Genomic DNA, 16,277 nt, shown 5'->3' with positions numbered 1-16,277 from the left:
GGGTCGATTCGCAGCCGTGTTCTGCCCAGGACACAGACTGGGACGGCCGACCTCGCCGATCCCCATTGCCATTGTCAGGATCGTTTCGATTATGTGTGTGTTTCGCCCCGTACAGATTTTCATTCTTGTCATCGCCGCGGTTGCCCTTGCAGGATGCGCGAGCGGCAGCAAACCGCAAGCCACCCGGCCGGCCGGGCCGGACCCTTACTACACGGCGATGTACGGGCCGTTGCCGGAGGAGCGGTTCCCGCTGCCGGCAACGGACATCAGCACGGTGGACCCGAATTTTCTACGCCAGCAGGTGCCCTATTCCACCTACGAGCCGCCAGGCACGATCGTCATCGACACGCCCAGCCGGTACCTCTACCTGGTGCAGGACGGCGGGATGGCCCTGCGCTACGGGATCGGCGTCGGCAGGGAAGGCCTGGAATTCGCCGGCGAGGCCCGCATCGGCCGGAAGGCGGAATGGCCGCGCTGGGTCCCGACATCGGACATGGTGGCGCGCGAACCGGAACGCTACGGACCGCTCGCGGGCGGCGTGGAACCAGGTCTTACCAATCCGCTTGGCCCACGCGCCCTCTACCTTTACCAGAACGGCAAGGACACGCTGTTCCGTATTCATGGCACCCCGGAAGCCTGGTCGATCGGTAGAGCCGTTTCGAGCGGCTGCATTCGGATGCTCAATCAGGATGTCATCGATCTCTATAATCGCGTGCCGGAGGGAACTCGAGTCGTCGTGATCCAGGCAGAACCGCCGATGAGTGCGGCGCTGCCGCCGGTCGAAGCCCCGATGGGCACGACCGCCGACAACCCGCTTCTTTCCTTCTGAGCGCGCTACCAAGCGTCCGGTGCACGGACCAGGTGCACGATATTGGCCGGGTTCATGATCCAGCCGCCCCGGAACCCCTCGCCCAGCTCTTCCACTGCATCGCAGCGCACTGCCCCGTTTGCGGCGAGGTGGTCAAGTGCCATCTCATGATCGTCGGTGAAGAGCTCGAGCTAGACTTCCGCCTGGCTTAGATGAGGCATTTCATCGATCCACAGGCGGTTCGGGCCAAGAACGAAACCCTTGACAGGCTCTTTCTCGTCATATGGCGGCAAGCCGACGATATCGCGGTAGAAAGCGACCACAGCCTCGTATTGGTGGCTCGGGACCTTCATGGCTATGTTGATGCCGCCTCTAATCTGCGCAACCATGACACAACCTCCTCAGACCTGCGGCTCGAGCGCCGGCTTGCCGGAGAGCTCGCTGACATAATAGCCCTGGCGCAAATTGATGCCGTATTCGAGCCAAGCCTTCATGCAGGCCAGCATCTGCGACCAACCCTCGCAGTTGAGATAGGAGCTCTTCTGCCCCTGCTCGTTCTCCCGCCAGCCGCTTTCGGCAATGGTGACCATGGTGGCGCCATCCTCGAGCGGCTGAAAGCGCATCTCAACGTGCGTCCGGTAAGGCGTTTCCCCCTTCTCTACCATGGCATCCCAGCGGAAGACGATCCGTTCGTTGGGTTCGACGATTTCCACTTCCACCGGCGCCTCGCCCCACCAGGTTACCGTAGTGCCGGCGACCAGCGGACCGCTTACGCCGCCGAGGGTTACGAAATATTGGCTGAGCTTGTCCGGATTGACGACGGCGTCGAACACCTCCTCGACTGGCCGGGCGATCCGTCCGTTGACGCGAAATTCGAAAGGCATGGCGTCCTCCTCGCTATTGTGCCCGCGCATCATATGTTATAAAAATATAACATGTCAATTGATTCGAAAGACGATGCGGTATTCAAGGCGCTGGCTAACGGGCTCAGGCGCGAGATTCTGGACGCGCTGAAGGAAGCTCCGCGAACGACCGGAATGCTCTGTAACCAGTTTTCGAGCCTCGACCGCTGCACCGTGATGCAGCATCTGAAGGTCCTGGAGGATGCCGGACTCGTTCTCGTCAAACGCGAGGGCCGCGACCGGTGGAACCACCTGAACGCTCTGCCGATCCGGGCCATTCACGACCGCTGGATAAGCCAATATGCCGGTCACGCGATGTCCGTGCTGACTGCTCTCCAGCGGAACCTCGACAAGCCGCCGGAGTGATCCCTTTCAATCGCCCGCCTTTGTGCGTATGAACGGGTGAGTCATTGCAATCTGGGATATCGTCGTGCGTTACCTCATCACCGGCACCGCAGGTTTCATCGGCTTTCATGTCGCCAAACGGCTCATCGACGACGGGCATTTCGTGGTCGGCTTCGACGGCATGACGCCCTATTACGACGTAACGCTGAAAGAGCGCCGGCATGCGATCCTCGAGCGCTCCAACGGCTTCAAGGCGGTGACGGCCATGCTCGAAGACCGGGCCGCCCTCGACCGGGCGGCGGAGCTCGCCGAGCCGGAAGTCATCATCCACCTCGCAGCGCAAGCCGGCGTTCGCTACAGCCTCGAAAATCCGAAGGCCTATGTAGATTCAAATCTCGTCGGATCCTGGAACATCCTGGAACTCGCGAAGGCGATCGACCCGAAACACCTGATGCTCGCCTCGACCTCTTCGATTTACGGCGCCAACGAAAAAATTCCCTTTGCCGAAACGGACCGCGCCGACGAGCCTATGACGCTCTACGCGGCGACAAAGAAGTCGATGGAGCTGATGGCCCACAGCTACGCGCATCTCTACAAGGTGCCGACCACTGCCTTCCGCTTCTTCACCGTCTATGGCCCCTGGGGGCGGCCGGACATGGCGCTCTTCAAATTCGTCGACGCCATTCATAACAACCGCCCGATCGACATCTACGGCGAAGGCCGCATGAGCCGCGATTTCACCTATATCGACGATCTCGTCGAGGGCATTCTCCGGCTTTCGCATGTCGCGCCCTCGGAAGACAACCGCGTCGCAGCGGATACGGCTGACGACACCCTCTCGCGCCACGCACCATTTCGCGTCGTCAATCTCGGCGGCGGCCAGCCGGTCGACCTGATGACCTTCGTGGAAACTGTCGAGAAGGCCGTCGGCCGTCCGGCGATCCGCAACATGCTGCCGATGCAGCAGGGCGACGTGCCGCGCACCTATGCCTCGCCGGAGCTGCTCGAGGCACTGACGGGCTTCAAACCTTCCGTGTCGGTCGAGGAGGGCGTTGCCCGATTCGTGAACTGGTATACGCAACATTATTGCGCGAGCGCCGGCAATTGATCGTTTCGAGGCAATTGCGGCGAAAGCAAATATGCCCCTGTCATTTGTAGGTCGAAAATCGGTCCTATTTGGCTATCAATGGACGGGTAGGCTCCGAGCCCGCCTCCCACGAGCCTCGAAGACTCAACAACAAAGGAAGATCGGATGAAGATAACGATGATTGGCGCCGGCTATGTCGGCCTGGTTTCCGGCGTGTGCTTTGCGGATTTCGGCCATGACGTCGTCTGCCTCGACAAGGACGAGGGCAAGATCGCGGCCCTCGAGAAGGGGCAGATTCCGATCTTCGAGCCGGGCCTCGACCAGCTCGTCGCCCACAATGTCGCCTCGGGACGCCTGACCTTCACCACCGATCTCACATCCGCGGTCGCCGGCAGCGACGTCATCTTCATTGCCGTCGGTACGCCGTCGCGCCGCGGCGACGGCCATGCCGATCTATCCTATGTCTATGCTGCGGCGCGCGAGATCGCCGCCAATCTCTCAGGCTTCACCGTCGTCGTCACCAAGTCGACAGTGCCGGTCGGCACCGGCGACGAGGTCGAGCGCATCATCCGCGAGACCAATCCGGAGGCCGACTTCGCCGTCGTCTCCAATCCCGAATTCCTGCGCGAAGGCGCGGCGATCGAGGATTTCAAGCGGCCCGACCGGATCGTCATCGGCCTCGACGGCAATGCCGATCGCGCCCGCGAGGTGATGACCGAGGTCTATCGCCCGCTCTACCTCAACCAGGCGCCGCTGGTCTTCACGACCCGCCGCACGTCGGAACTGATCAAATATGCCGGTAACGCCTTCCTGGCGCTGAAGATCACCTTCATCAACGAAATGGCCGACCTGTGCGAAAAGGTCGGCGCCAATGTCCAGGACGTCGCCCGCGGCATCGGCCTCGACGGGCGTATCGGCTCCAAATTCCTGCATGCCGGCCCCGGCTATGGCGGCTCCTGCTTCCCGAAGGACACGCTGGCGCTCGTCAAGACGGCGCAGGACCACGACAGCCCGGTGCGGCTGGTCGAGACCACGGTCGCCGTCAATGACAACCGCAAGCGCGCCATGGGCCGCAAGGTGATCGCGGAGGCCGGCGGCGACGTGCGCGGCCGCAAGATCGCAGTGCTCGGCCTCACCTTCAAGCCGAACACCGACGACATGCGCGACAGCCCGGCGATCGCCATCGTCCAGACGCTGCAGGATGCCGGCGCCGAGGTCACCGGCTACGATCCGGAGGGCATGGAGAACGCCCGCAAGGTCATCGACGGCATGACCTATGCGAAGGATCCCTACGAGGCCGCGGCGCGCGCCGATGCACTGGTGATCGTCACCGAATGGAACGAGTTCCGGGCGCTGGATTTCGGCCGTCTGAAGGCCACCATGAAGACGCCCCTGCTCGTCGACCTGCGTAACATCTATCGCAAGGACGAGGTCACGAGGCATGGCTTCAGCTATGCCAGCGTCGGCAGACCGGATTGATTGGCTGGAACGCGCATCGACCTTCGGAGAGCTCGATGCGCAGATCCAAAGAGTTACAGCGATCTTTGCGCGTCTGATAAGACGTGCGCGCTGTGGACTGTAAACAAATGAAGCGGCGACATCGCCTGATCGGTCACAAAGAATCTCGGAAGCTAAGCTTTCGGGCCCACGGGAACCTTGGCGTCCCAGCTTTGCCCTGCGAAGATAACGCAGCTGCGACCGGAAACATCCGTCACGATCAGGGTCCAGCTGCCGCTGTCGGCGGCATAGAGTTCCATCACCGCTCGGGGATTGATCAGTCCGACTGCCGCCTGCTTTTCGGCATATTGCCGAGCCAGGAACTCGATCACTTGCGACCGTTGGGCACAATTCACGACACCCTGCGCGTCGGCCGGAAGCGGATAGCTTATTGCCGCCGCCAGCAGGGCAGCGTGCGGCAGGCTGCGGGTCACATTGTGTATCATGAGGCACTCCTTTCGCCGGGAGCTCCGGCGGAAAAGATTTCCACTGACCTGTTCCGCAGTAGACCGGCATTCCTAAAGGTCGACACCTGCATGGGACGACGTGCGTCGCCACCGGAGGGATGACGGAAGGCTGATTCAAAGCTGAAAAAAGGGAACCCAGCCTACCGTGTCGTTCTACTAACGATCCGCGGCAAAAGCCGTTCCTTACGGCGCTTATTTTTTGCGCATCGCTTCCGAAAGCGCTGCACCGAACGCACCCTGTGCCGGCGCCTGGCCCTTCTGCGGTCGCCCGCCCGCATTGCGATCGCCGCCACTCGGGCTCGCTCCCCTCGCCTCTCGGCCGGTGTGATTGCCACCATCCTTGCGCATGCTGAGGCCGATACGCTTGCGGGCGACATCGACCTCCGTGACGCGCACCCGTACCACGTCACCGGCCTTGACGACCTCATGCGGATCCTTGACGAAACGATCGGCGAGCTGCGACACATGCACGAGACCATCCTGGTGCACACCGACATCGACAAAGGCGCCAAAGGCGGCGACGTTCGTCACAGTGCCTTCGAGCTGCATGCCGACCTTCAGGTCCTTGATATCGTCGACACCCTCCGCAAAGGTCGCCGTCTTGAAGCTCGGACGCGGATCCCGGCCGGGCTTCTCCAGCTCGGCGAGAATGTCCTTGACCGTCGGCAGACCGAAGCGCTGGTCAACGAATATCCGCGGGTCGAGTTTTCTCAAGGCAGCGCCATCGCCCATCAGCGAGCGAACGTCGCGGCCGCAGGCGGCGACGATCTTCTTGGCCACGCCATAGGCTTCCGGGTGCACGGCGGAGGCATCGAGCGGCTCGGACCCGTTCGGAATCCTCAAGAAACCGGCGCATTGCTCGAAAGTGCGCGCACCGAGACGCGGCACCTTCAGGAGCTCCTGCCGGTTGGCAAAAGGGCCTGTCGCATTGCGATGCGCGACGATCGCTTCCGCCGACGACTTGCCGAGACCTGAGACCCGCGCCAAAAGCGGCGCCGAAGCGGTGTTGAGATCGACGCCGACGGCATTCACGGCATCTTCAACGACCGCATCCAGCGATCGGTTGAGTTTCGACTGGTCGACGTCGTGCTGATACTGGCCGACGCCGATCGATTTCGGCTCGATCTTGACGAGTTCGGCAAGCGGATCCTGCAGCCGCCGCGCGATCGACACGGCACCGCGCAACGAGACATCTAGCTCCGGGAATTCCGCGGCCGCCGCTTCCGAAGCCGAATAGACCGAGGCGCCTGCCTCCGAGACGATGACTTTCGTCGGTTTCGGCGCGGGCATTTGCGCCAGCATGTCGGCAACGAGCTTCTCCGTTTCGCGGCTGCCGGTGCCGTTACCAATAGCGATCAGTTCGACCTTGTGCTTGCGCAACAATGACGCGAGCTCGGCCTGCGTGCCGCGAACGTCGTTTTTCGGCGGGAAGGGATAGACCGTGGTCGTCTCCAGGAGTTTTCCCGTGCCATCGATGACGGCAACCTTCACGCCGGTGCGGATGCCCGGGTCGAGCCCCATGGTCGCGCGCGAGCCGGCCGGGGCGGCGAGCAGCAGGTCCTTGAGATTGCGTGCAAAGACGCGGATCGCCTCCTCCTCGGCTCGCTCGCGCAACTCGCGCATCAGGTCGAGCGAGAGCGACAGCGAAAGCTTGACGCGCCAGGTCCAGCCTATGACCTCGATCAGCCATTTGTCACCCGGCAGGGACCCGCGCACATCATAGGCGGCCGCGATCATGCGTTCGACCGGCTTCTGCGGCGAAACCTCGTCCTGATCGACAACGATATCGACGGAAAGGACCTCCTCGTTCCAGCCGCGCAGCATCGCCAGCGCCCGGTGCCCGGGCGCGGTGGCCCAGCGCTCCATATGGTCGAAATAGTCCGAGAATTTCGCGCCCGCTTCCTGCTTGCCGTCGACCACCCTGGCGCGCAGATAGGCCGCTTCCCGCATGTGGTTGCGCAGGCGCCCGAGAAGGTCGGCATTTTCGGTCATGCCCTCGGCGATGATATCGCGGGCGCCATCGAGCGCCGCCTTCACGTCCGGTACATCCGCGCTCAGGAAGGCGACCGCACGCTCGGACGGCGCGATGGTGCGATCGGCAAGGATCGCCTCCGCGAGCGGACCCAGGCCGCGCTCCCGCGCGATTTCCGCCTTGGTCCGCCGCTTCGGCTTGTAGGGCAGATAGATGTCCTCCAACTCCGCCTTGGTGCCAGCAGCGGCTATCTTGCCTTCGAGATCATCGGTGAGCTTGCCCTGGGCGCGGATGGAATCGAGGATCGATACGCGCCGCGCCGCGAGTTCGCGCAGATAGGTGAGACGCTCGGAGAGGATACGAAGTTGCGTGTCGTCGAGACCGCCGGTGACCTCCTTGCGGTAGCGGGCGATGAACGGCACGGTGGCTCCGCCGTCGAGCAATTCGACTGCGGCACCGACCTGGGCGGGGGTCGCCTTGATCTCGCTTGCAATGATGGCGGTGATGGGCTTTGCGGTCGTGACCATTCTGCATTCCGTCTTCTGTTTCCAGCGGGACAATACCGGCGCGGTTGGGCAAGGCCAAGGGACGGGCGAAGGCTGCTGATTGGAACTCCACAGGAGATCGGGGATGGCCGCCCCTCATCCCGCTGCCGCGACCTTCTCCCCGCGCGCGGGGAGAAGGTGCCGGCAGGCGGATGAGGGGCGTTTCACAACATTAAACCGCAACAAGTTCAAGCCGAGAGCGGGTCTTTTCGAATTCCAGGAGCTCCCGCTCCTTCGCTTCGATGTAGTCGCGCGAGACCGGAACCGTCTCTAGCGAGGGCGAAAGCTGGAGCTGGAAGATGAAATGCTTGTCGTAGAGGAACGCAGTCTCCGACGCCGCAAGATAAAATTCCCACATTCTGAAGAAGCGCTCGTCGTAAAGCCTCAGCACCTCCTCCCGCCGTGCCACGAAGCGCTCCCGCCACGCCCTGAGCGTCCAAGCGTAATGCATCGGCAGTATCTCGATGTCCTTGACGAGCAATCGGGTGCTCTCGACCGGAGGCAGAACCTCGGAGAGCGCGGGGATGTAACCGCCGGGGAAGATGTATTTCTCGATCCAGGGATTGGTCGCCCAGGGCTTGTAAACCTGACCGATCGAGTGAAGCAGCATCACGCCGTCGGGCTTCAGGAGCTCCTTCATTTTGCGGAAGAAAACGCCGTAGTTGCCGATGCCCACATGCTCAAACATGCCGACGGAGACGATGCGATCGAACTGCCGCCCCTGCATGGTACGGTAGTCCTGCAATTCGAAGCGAACGCGGTCCGAAAGTCCGCGCCTCTCCGCGCGCTCGCGCGAGACTTTGAGTTGCTCCTCGCTGAGCGTGATGCCCGTAACCTCGACCCCGGAAGATTCTGCGAGATACATGGCCATGCCGCCCCAGCCGGAGCCGACTTCCAGCACCTTCTGGCCGGGCTCGAGCAAAAGCTTGGCGGCGATGTGCCGCTTTTTGGCGCGCTGCGCCTCGTCGAGCGAGATCCCCGGCGGATGAAAATAGGCGCAGGAATATTGCCAGTCCTCATCCAGGAAGAGATTGAAGAGCTTGCCGTCGAGATCGTAGTGGTGCGCGACATTGCGGCGGTTGCGGTTGACCGGAAGCCGGCTTTTCACCTGCTGGCGCAGCACGTGCCACAGCGCCGCCGCGGTGTTCACGATGTTTGCGGCGTTCTCCGGACGATTGCTCTTGACGATGGAAAGGACGTCGAAAATATCGCCCTCCTCAATGGCGACGCGGCCGTCCATGTACATTTCGCCGAACTTCAGCCCGGGATCGCGCACGATGGCCTTTTCCGCTTCGGCGTCGACGAGCCTTATGGTCGCCGGCTTCCCCGTGCCGTCGCCGAACACGACCTGTTCACCCGACGCGAAGATGACCGTCAGATTGCCCTTCCGCACCAGACTGCGAAGCAGATTCAAAAATGCAGCATTCATATCCTACCTCAACGCCAGACCACGACGGACATTTCGGTTCTTCGGCATGGGGCGTAGGGCGGCTCGGTCGTCTTCCGGAAATTACATGCTGCGCTTGCGTAACTGTCGCGCCCAGAAGGCGGCGGAAACCGCTCGGGGCCACGCCTTACGGCTTCCGGCAGGCTGAACCGGCATTGCGCGCAGGAGCAGCGACCGGAATGTCGTCAGGCAAGCCCGTTGGGCTCCTATCCATCAGAACTTCCATTAACTTAGCGAGGTTCGGCGGTTTATCAATGGGGCTTTTCGTGGCCCCTCAAGGACTTGCCGTCTCAGTATATTCGAAAGAACTGTCGCTATACGTTTGAGGTAGCGCCCGGCGTGCGCCGTCTACGGCCTTCGTCTTGTCTGACGCGCAAAGATCGCTGCAGCGGACTAGACCGCGGCGGACTACGCTTTACGGAAACATGGAGCCGGCTCCGAATATACCTCGGCCGGGCAGCCGATCCAATCATGCGCGCGTCGGAAAATCGATCGCGGTTCCAGCCGCCTCGTTCACGATCGGATTGACGTCGCGTAGCCGTAATAGCGTTGCTCGATCTCGCCGGAGCGCGCTCTCGCGGATGCCCAGCTTCCCGATGGCATCGACAAGAACATTGCACGACAACCCGCATCGAACCGCCGCGCCATACTTTTCTGGACACACCATCGCATCCATGCGCGCAGCCTTCGATAGCGGCGCCGACATGTGGCGGCACCATAGGCTATTTCGGGTATTCGAGGCCCATTTCGCGGAAGCGTTCCGGATCGTCGCCCCAGTTCCCGCGCACCTTCACGAACAGGAACAAGTGGACCGGCTGCTCCAGTATTTCCGAGATTTCCTTGCGGGCCGCCGTCGAGATCGCCTTGATCGCCTCCCCGCCCTTGCCGAGCGCGATCTTCTTCTGGCTGTCGCGCTCGACATAGATCACCTGCTCGATCCGCACGGAGCCATCCTTGCGCTCCTCCCACTTCTCGGTCTCGACATGCGAGGCATAGGGGAGTTCCTGATGCAGGCGCAGGAACAGCTTTTCCCGGGTGATTTCGGCCGCGAGCTGGCGCATCGGCAGGTCCGAAATCTGATCCTCGGGATAGTACCAGGGGCCCTCCGGCAGCGCAGCCGCAAGGTAATCCATGAGGTCCTCGCAGCCAGAACCGTTCAGAGCCGAGATCATGAAAGTGCGCTCGAAGCTGACGGCCTCGTTCGCCGCGGCCGCAAGCTTCAACAGTTCCTCAGGGCGGACCCGATCGACTTTGTTGAGCACCAGAACCTTCGGCTGCGGCACCTCCTTCAGGCCCTCCAGGATCGCTTCCGCGTCACCCTTGAGCCCGCGCTCGCTGTCGACCAGCAGCACGATCACGTCGGCATCCTTGGCGCCGCCCCAGGCGGTGGTGACCATGGCGCGGTCAAGTCGCCGCCGTGGCTTGAAGATGCCGGGCGTGTCCAGGAAGACGATCTGGGTATTGTCGTGAATGGCGATGCCGCGAATGATTGCCCGCGTCGTCTGCACCTTGTGACTGACAATCGTCACCTTCGCCCCGACGAGGCGGTTGACCAATGTCGATTTGCCGGCATTCGTCGCGCCGATCAGCGCCACGAAGCCCGAGCGGGTCGGCCGAGCGCCGGCGCCCTTTTCCTGTTCCTTATCCGTCATGATATCCGTCAATCTCCGGCAGACCGATTCTGCCAAATACCCTCGCGCTCCAGCAGCCTCATGGCGGCGATCTGCTCCGCACCGCGCTTCGAGCGGTCGATGCCCGTCTCGGGCGCAAGCCCGGCCACTTCGACCGTCACCGTGAAGCGGGGATCATGGTCGGGACCGGAACGATCATCCGTCCTGTATTTCGGCGCGACGCCAAACCTGGCATGCGCCCATTCCTGCAATTCGGTTTTCGCATCGCGCCGGGCACCGTCGGCGCTTTCGGCGCGATGGGTCCAGTGCTTGAGGACGAAGCGCCGCGCGGCCTCCAGGCCGCCATCGAGGTAGATGGCGGCGATCAGCGACTCTACCACATCGGCCCTCACATTCATCATGTGCTTGCCTGTTATTCTCTTCACGTCCGATCCGGTGCGGATGAATTCGTGCAGCGAAAGCTCGTCGGCAACCCGCGCGCAGCTCTCGGCGCTGACGAGCTGGTTCAGCCGCACCGAAAGCTCGCCCTCATTGGCATCGCGAAAGGTCTGGAACAGCAGTTCCGCGACGCAGAGCCCGAGTACCCGGTCGCCGAGGAATTCCAGGCGCTGATAGTTGCTTCCCCGCGCTGTTCGGGCACTGGAATGCGTCAAGGCGCGATCAAGCCGATCCTTCTCCGCGAACTGATAACCGATCGCGGTTTCGAGCCTCGCCCGATCCTCCGCGCCCAGCGAGCGTCCCTTCATCATTCGACGCCCTTGAACAGGCGATCGTAGCGCAGGTTCGCCGGCCACTTCCAAAGTTCACGGAACGAAGTGTCGTTGCCGAGAGAGAAGAAGATCAGGCTAGCGCGTCCCACCAGGTTCTCCGCCGGCACGAAGCCGACGTCGAACCGGCTGTCGGCGGAGTTGTCCCGGTTGTCGCCCATCATGAAATAATGGCTCTCGGGGACGATGAATTCGCGGGTATTGTCGCCGCGCGAATCCGGGAACTGGTCGAGCGTTTCATAGGAGACGCCGTTGTCCAGGGTCTCCCGGTAGACCGGGATGTCGCCGCCCGTGTCATACTGGTCGTCCGCCCGGAAGGTGCCCTCCGGCACGCGATCGACCGGCTTGTCGTTGACGTAGAGAACGCTGTTGCGCACCTGGATGCGATCGCCCGGGAGTCCGACGAGACGCTTGATGTAATCGATGTCCGGGTTCGGCGGGAAACGGAAGACGACGATATCGCCGCGCTCCGGCTCGCTCGCGAAGATCCGTCCGCTGAAGAGGTTCGGCGAGAAGGGCAGTGAGTATTTCGAATAGCCGTAGGCGAACTTGTTGACGAAGATATAGTCGCCGACGAGCAGCGTCGGCATCATCGAACCCGACGGTATCGTGAAGGGTTGAAAGAAAACCGTCCGGATGACCAAAGCCAGGAGCAGCGCCTGGATGATGACCTTCAGATTTTCCCAAAGGCCGCTCTGCTTCGTTTCTGTCTTCTCTCGCACTCTGCGTTCTTCCTTGTCATCCTGCCCGGGGGGTGTCTTGCGATTCAACATTCAACTGCCCCCGCACTCCCGTGCCTGCGCGACGCCGCGCAAGTCGATCCTATATGTTGCGGGAACACCGCGCTTCAAGCGACCATTGCAGTGCCGTGCGTTTTTTCGGAGGCACAAGGCTGTGGCACAGTGGGTCCGGTTTTCCCAGCAGTGCTCTAAACCGTTCCATCCGCCGGAGCAACCGGAAGCGCCTCGATAATCACGAAGGCCTGCGCCAGCGGAAAATCGTCGGTGATCGTCAGATGGATCGCCGCACGGTGCCCGACCGGCAGCATCACCTGGAGGCGCTCCGCCGCGCCGCCGGTCAGTTGCATCGTCGGCTTGCCGCCCGGCATGTTGACAACGCCCATGTCCTTCCAGAACACGCCCTGCGCCAGGCCGGTGCCGAGCGCCTTCGAGCAGGCCTCCTTGGCAGCGAAGCGCTTGGCATAGGATGCCGCGCGGCTCTTTCGGCCCTCGGATTTGGCGATTTCGATGTCGGTGAAACAGCGCTGGACGAAACGCTCGCCGAAACGCTCGAGCGAATTCTCTATGCGGCGGATGTCGATGAGATCGCTGCCGATGCCGATGATCATGATGAATGTCCGACCTTCTGCACAGGCTGGTGCCGCCGTTGCTTCTGAAAGTGCCAGGCGGCCCGGAAGGCAAGCGGATAAAAGACCAGGGCGCCGGCCAGGGCGAGCGGGATCGAACCGACGAGCAGCGGCTTCAGAACCGGGCCCCAGAGTTCGGCAAGGTTCATATGCTCGATCATCCGGCCGATTTCCGCCGAGGTGACGGTCTCACCACCCTGCGAACCCAGGAGCGCGGTGCCTATCTCGTAGGACGCGGTCAGGATCACCGGTATCGTGATCGGATTGGCCAGCACCGTGGTGATGGCGGCAGCGAGCACGTTGCCCGAGAAGACCGATGCAAGGATGACGGCCAAGACGATATGCAAACCGAAGAACGGCGTGAAGGACGACGCTGCGCCCGCCGCCACGCCGACGGCGATCGAGTGCGGCGACGACTTCAGGCGCAGGATACGCAAGGCGAAATAACGCAAGCCGCGACCTCGACCCTTGCGCGGCCAGACCATGGCACGGAGTCGTTCGGCTGGGGTGACCGGTTTTCTGCGCCTGAATAACATCTATGCCGTCATGATCCCGTACTGAGACCGCCGCAAATCGGCGCAAGACGGCCCGCCCGCCTTTGTGGGCGCAAGATAGGCGCGAGCACCGCGGCACGCAAGGGAGGTCGCGACCGGTGGGGCGGCACGGGAGCCATGCAAGCAGCGCATGGATCAAGTGATCCGTTTCTTGATCGTCCGACCTGCGCGCAGCGGTTGCCGATCAGTAGTAGCTCCGGAACAGGCCGCGATCGATCTGGCGCTGGCGGTATTCGAGGTCGATACGATCGACCGAACCGTTGAGATAGGCGATCTCGCGTTCCTCGACTGTGGGGATATGCAGAGCGCGGGTGATTTTCTTCAACTGCTTGAACATGGCAAACCTCTTCGTTTACCTCCCAAGCCGAAAGATAGTTTAGCCACTCCTGCTACACCAGCGCTCGGATGAGGCGGCAGCCATGCAGTGAGCGCATGGGACTCCGGTTCCCCGCCCATCTTGCTACTGCATGTTTCCTTGAACCGACCCCGCTTCAAGGACAAAGACATGCAGCATTGCAAAGTGCTACGGCGCCCTTTGCGCGTATGATAAGACGCGCGGCGCTGTAGGCATTGCATCCACGCCGGCAGCCTTCGATGCCCGCGGCCCTCGGATCAGGCGAACAGCCGCTTCACCAAGGAAATGCTTGGCAGTTCCTTGAGCTGCGTCATCAGATGGTTGAGCTGGCGTAGATCCCAGACTTCGAGATCGAACTGCAATTCGCTGAAATCGGCCGCCACGCGCCCCATGGATAGCGAGCGGATGTTGACGTCGGTGGTGGCGATGGCCTGGGCGATTTCCGCCAGCGTGCCGGGCTCGTTCAGCGCGCTGACGGCAATCCTTGCCATGAAGCGGCTGTTGTTCGCCTCGTCCAGATCCCATCGCACGTCGATCCAGCGTTCCGGCTCCTCGTCGAACTTCTGCAGGATCGGCGACTGGATCGGAAAGATGGTGATACCCTTCTCCTCGTCCATGATGCCGACGATCCGATCTCCGGGAACAGCCCCGGCGGGGCTGAAATGCACCTCGGCATTTCCGGACAGACCGCGGATCGGCAGTGCATCCGGCCCCTCGGCCTGCTGCGCGGCGGTCGCCTCTTTCGGGCGGCCGGGCAGCTTGAAGACCATGCCGGCAGCGCTACGCATATTGAACCAGCCGTCGTCGGCACTGGGCTTGACGGTCACGCGCTCGTCCTGGTGGTCGGGGAAGACGGCGCGCAGCACGTCGAGCGAGGAAAGCTCGCCGCGGCCGACGGCGGCAATCGCGTCTTCGATCTCCTTCTGCCCGAGACGGTGCAGCACCGGCTTCAGCCCCTCGCGCGAGAAGGTCTTGCCGGCCCGCTCGAAGGTGCGCTCGAGAATGCGGTAGCCGAGGCCGGCATATTGTTTGCGCACCGCCGCACGGGTCGCGCGGCGGATGGCCGCGCGCGCCTTGCCGGTGACGACGATTTCCTCCCAGGCCGGCGGCGGCACCTGAATGCCGGAGCGGATGATCTCCACCTCGTCGCCGTTGTTGAGCCGCGTTACCAACGGCATGATGCGGCCGTTGATCTTGGCGCCGACGCAGGTGTCGCCGATATTGGTGTGTACTGCATACGCGAAGTCGATCGGGGTCGCGCCGCGGGGCAGCGCAATCAATTGCCCCTTGGGGGTGAAGCAAAACACCTGGTCCTGGAACAGTTCGAGCTTCGTGTGCTCGAGGAACTCTTCAGGGTTGTCGCCTTCGGCAAGCGACTCGATCGTGCGGCGGAGCCAGGCATAGGCGTTCGAGGTCGGAGACCGCGGCGAATCCCCCGAGACGGTGTCGCGATCCTTGTAGATCGCATGCGCCGCAATACCGTATTCGGCGATCTCATGCATGCGCTTGGTGCGGATCTGCAGTTCGATGCGCTGGCGGGACGGCCCGATGATCGTCGTGTGGATCGATTGGTAATCGTTCTGCTTCGGGGTGGAGATGTAGTCCTTGAAGCGGCCCGGCACCACGCGCCAGCGGGTATGCACGATACCGAGCGCCCGATAGCATGACTGGATGTCGTCGACGATGATGCGGAAACCCCAGACGTCGGACAATTGTTCGAAGGAGAGCGATTTGGACTGCATCTTGCGGAAGACCGAATAGGGCTTCTTCTGTCGACCCTTGACATAGGCACTCTCAAGTCCCTCGGCCTCGAGCAGCTCGCTCAGTTCCTGTTCGATCTTCTTGATCAGCCCCTCATTGCGCTGGGAGAGCTCCTCCAGTCGCCTCGTGACCGTCTCGTATGCCTCCGGATTGATGTGTCGGAAGGCGAGGTTCTCGAGTTCCTCGCGCATGTCCTGCATGCCCATGCGCCCGGCGAGCGGCGCATAGATGTCCATCGTCTCCTCGGAGATCCGGGCGCGCTTTTCCGCCGACATGTGATCGAGCGTGCGCATGTTGTGCAGCCGGTCGGCGAGCTTGACGAGGAGAACGCGGACATCGTCCGAAATCGCCAGCAGGAGCTTACGCAGATTTTCCGCCTGCTTCGCTTTCTTGGTGACCAGATCGAGCTTCTTGATCTTCGTCAGCCCCTCGACCAGCGCACCGATGTCCTCGCCGAAGAGTTCATCGATCTCCTGTCGCGTCGCCGTCGTGTCCTCGATCGTGTCGTGCAGCAGCGCCACGGCGATCGTGGACTCGTCGAGGTGCATTTCCGTCAGGATCGCAGCCACTTCCAGGGGGTGGGAAATATAGGGATCGCCGCTTGCCCGCTTCTGCTGTCCATGCTTCTGCATGGCGTAGACATAGGCCTTGTTCAGCAAGGCTTCATTGACGTCGGGCTTGTAGCTCTGCACGCGCTCAACGAGCTCGTATTGGCGCATCATCCGCTGGCGGCTCCATTGCAATCACAAGAAACAAAAAAGTGCGCCAATCAT

Annotated in this window: 16 protein-coding genes and 1 pseudogene; 4 read left to right on the top strand and 13 right to left on the bottom strand. The window is 62.2% G+C overall.

The features are described from left to right. The first annotated feature begins 91 nt into the window (after positions 1-91). Positions 92-829: a L,D-transpeptidase gene (locus tag SJ05684_RS03475; protein WP_034854294.1), complete on the top strand. Its 738-nt coding sequence runs from the start codon at positions 92-94 to the stop codon at positions 827-829. A gap of 5 nt (positions 830-834) precedes the next feature. On the opposite strand, the pseudogene SJ05684_RS03470 reads toward SJ05684_RS03475, so the two are convergent. Beyond that, positions 835-1,197, bottom strand: a pseudogene (locus tag SJ05684_RS03470) (VOC family protein). Between the two features lie 12 nt (positions 1,198-1,209). After that, entirely contained in the window at positions 1,210-1,692 is a 483-nt protein-coding gene (locus SJ05684_RS03465; RefSeq protein WP_034854295.1) for an SRPBCC domain-containing protein, read from the bottom strand. A gap of 51 nt (positions 1,693-1,743) precedes the next feature. Between SJ05684_RS03465 and SJ05684_RS03460 the strand changes: the two genes are divergently transcribed. The 3 genes from SJ05684_RS03460 (at position 1,744) to rkpK (ending at position 4,621) form a co-directional block, all read left to right on the top strand. Continuing rightward, positions 1,744-2,076, top strand: a complete 333-nt coding sequence (locus tag SJ05684_RS03460; RefSeq protein WP_034854296.1) for an ArsR/SmtB family transcription factor — start codon at positions 1,744-1,746, stop codon at positions 2,074-2,076. 64 nt (positions 2,077-2,140) lie between these two features. Beyond that, entirely contained in the window at positions 2,141-3,163 is a 1,023-nt protein-coding gene (locus SJ05684_RS03455) for an NAD-dependent epimerase (protein ID WP_034854297.1), read from the top strand. A 144-nt stretch (positions 3,164-3,307) separates the two neighbouring features. Beyond that, a complete protein-coding gene (rkpK, locus tag SJ05684_RS03450; RefSeq protein WP_034854298.1) occupies positions 3,308-4,621 on the top strand; it encodes a UDP-glucose 6-dehydrogenase in 1,314 nt (437 codons plus the stop codon). Between the two features lie 152 nt (positions 4,622-4,773). Here rkpK and SJ05684_RS03445 read toward each other — a convergent pair whose 3' ends face one another. The 11 genes from SJ05684_RS03445 to SJ05684_RS03390 all read right to left on the bottom strand — a co-directional run bounded on the left by SJ05684_RS03445 (position 4,774) and on the right by SJ05684_RS03390 (position 16,226). Further along, a complete protein-coding gene (locus SJ05684_RS03445) occupies positions 4,774-5,085 on the bottom strand; it encodes a hypothetical protein (RefSeq protein ID WP_034854299.1) in 312 nt (103 codons plus the stop codon). A 213-nt stretch (positions 5,086-5,298) separates the two neighbouring features. Then, the gene (locus SJ05684_RS03440; RefSeq protein ID WP_034854300.1) at positions 5,299-7,605 is read right to left on the bottom strand and encodes a Tex family protein; all 2,307 of its coding nucleotides are present in this window, start codon (positions 7,603-7,605) and stop codon (positions 5,299-5,301) included. A 190-nt stretch (positions 7,606-7,795) separates the two neighbouring features. After that, positions 7,796-9,052 (bottom strand): cyclopropane fatty acid synthase, encoded by a 1,257-nt coding sequence (locus SJ05684_RS03435; RefSeq protein ID WP_034854301.1) that lies wholly within the window; start codon positions 9,050-9,052, stop codon positions 7,796-7,798. Between the two features lie 487 nt (positions 9,053-9,539). Beyond that, positions 9,540-9,746 (bottom strand): hypothetical protein, encoded by a 207-nt coding sequence (locus SJ05684_RS03430; protein ID WP_157211972.1) that lies wholly within the window; start codon positions 9,744-9,746, stop codon positions 9,540-9,542. A gap of 46 nt (positions 9,747-9,792) precedes the next feature. After that, positions 9,793-10,722, bottom strand: a complete 930-nt coding sequence (gene era / locus SJ05684_RS03425; protein ID WP_034854303.1) for a GTPase Era — start codon at positions 10,720-10,722, stop codon at positions 9,793-9,795. A gap of 8 nt (positions 10,723-10,730) precedes the next feature. After that, a complete protein-coding gene (rnc, locus tag SJ05684_RS03420; RefSeq protein ID WP_085939051.1) occupies positions 10,731-11,447 on the bottom strand; it encodes a ribonuclease III in 717 nt (238 codons plus the stop codon). Beyond that, complete coding sequence (gene lepB / locus SJ05684_RS03415) at positions 11,447-12,190, bottom strand: signal peptidase I (RefSeq protein ID WP_034854305.1); 744 nt, start codon at positions 12,188-12,190, stop codon at positions 11,447-11,449. The genes rnc and lepB overlap by 1 nt, the downstream gene beginning before the upstream one ends. A gap of 206 nt (positions 12,191-12,396) precedes the next feature. Continuing rightward, positions 12,397-12,816, bottom strand: a complete 420-nt coding sequence (gene acpS, locus SJ05684_RS03410; protein WP_034854306.1) for a holo-ACP synthase — start codon at positions 12,814-12,816, stop codon at positions 12,397-12,399. Beyond that, complete coding sequence (locus SJ05684_RS03405) at positions 12,813-13,286, bottom strand: DUF2062 domain-containing protein (RefSeq protein ID WP_244426624.1); 474 nt, start codon at positions 13,284-13,286, stop codon at positions 12,813-12,815. Before SJ05684_RS03405 ends, acpS begins: the two co-directional genes overlap by 4 nt. Positions 13,287-13,572: 286 nt before the next feature. Then, complete coding sequence (locus tag SJ05684_RS03400) at positions 13,573-13,725, bottom strand: DUF3563 family protein (protein WP_083846113.1); 153 nt, start codon at positions 13,723-13,725, stop codon at positions 13,573-13,575. Positions 13,726-14,000: 275 nt separating this feature from the next. Beyond that, complete coding sequence (locus tag SJ05684_RS03390) at positions 14,001-16,226, bottom strand: RelA/SpoT family protein (RefSeq protein WP_034854308.1); 2,226 nt, start codon at positions 16,224-16,226, stop codon at positions 14,001-14,003. Positions 16,227-16,277: the final 51 nt, after the last annotated feature.

It is taken from the genome of Sinorhizobium sojae CCBAU 05684 (assembly GCF_002288525.1).
Classification (GTDB): Bacteria; Pseudomonadota; Alphaproteobacteria; order Rhizobiales; family Rhizobiaceae; genus Sinorhizobium; species Sinorhizobium sojae.
The sequence above is the reverse complement of the archived record's forward strand: the minus strand, read 5'-3'. Positions and strand labels throughout refer to the sequence as shown.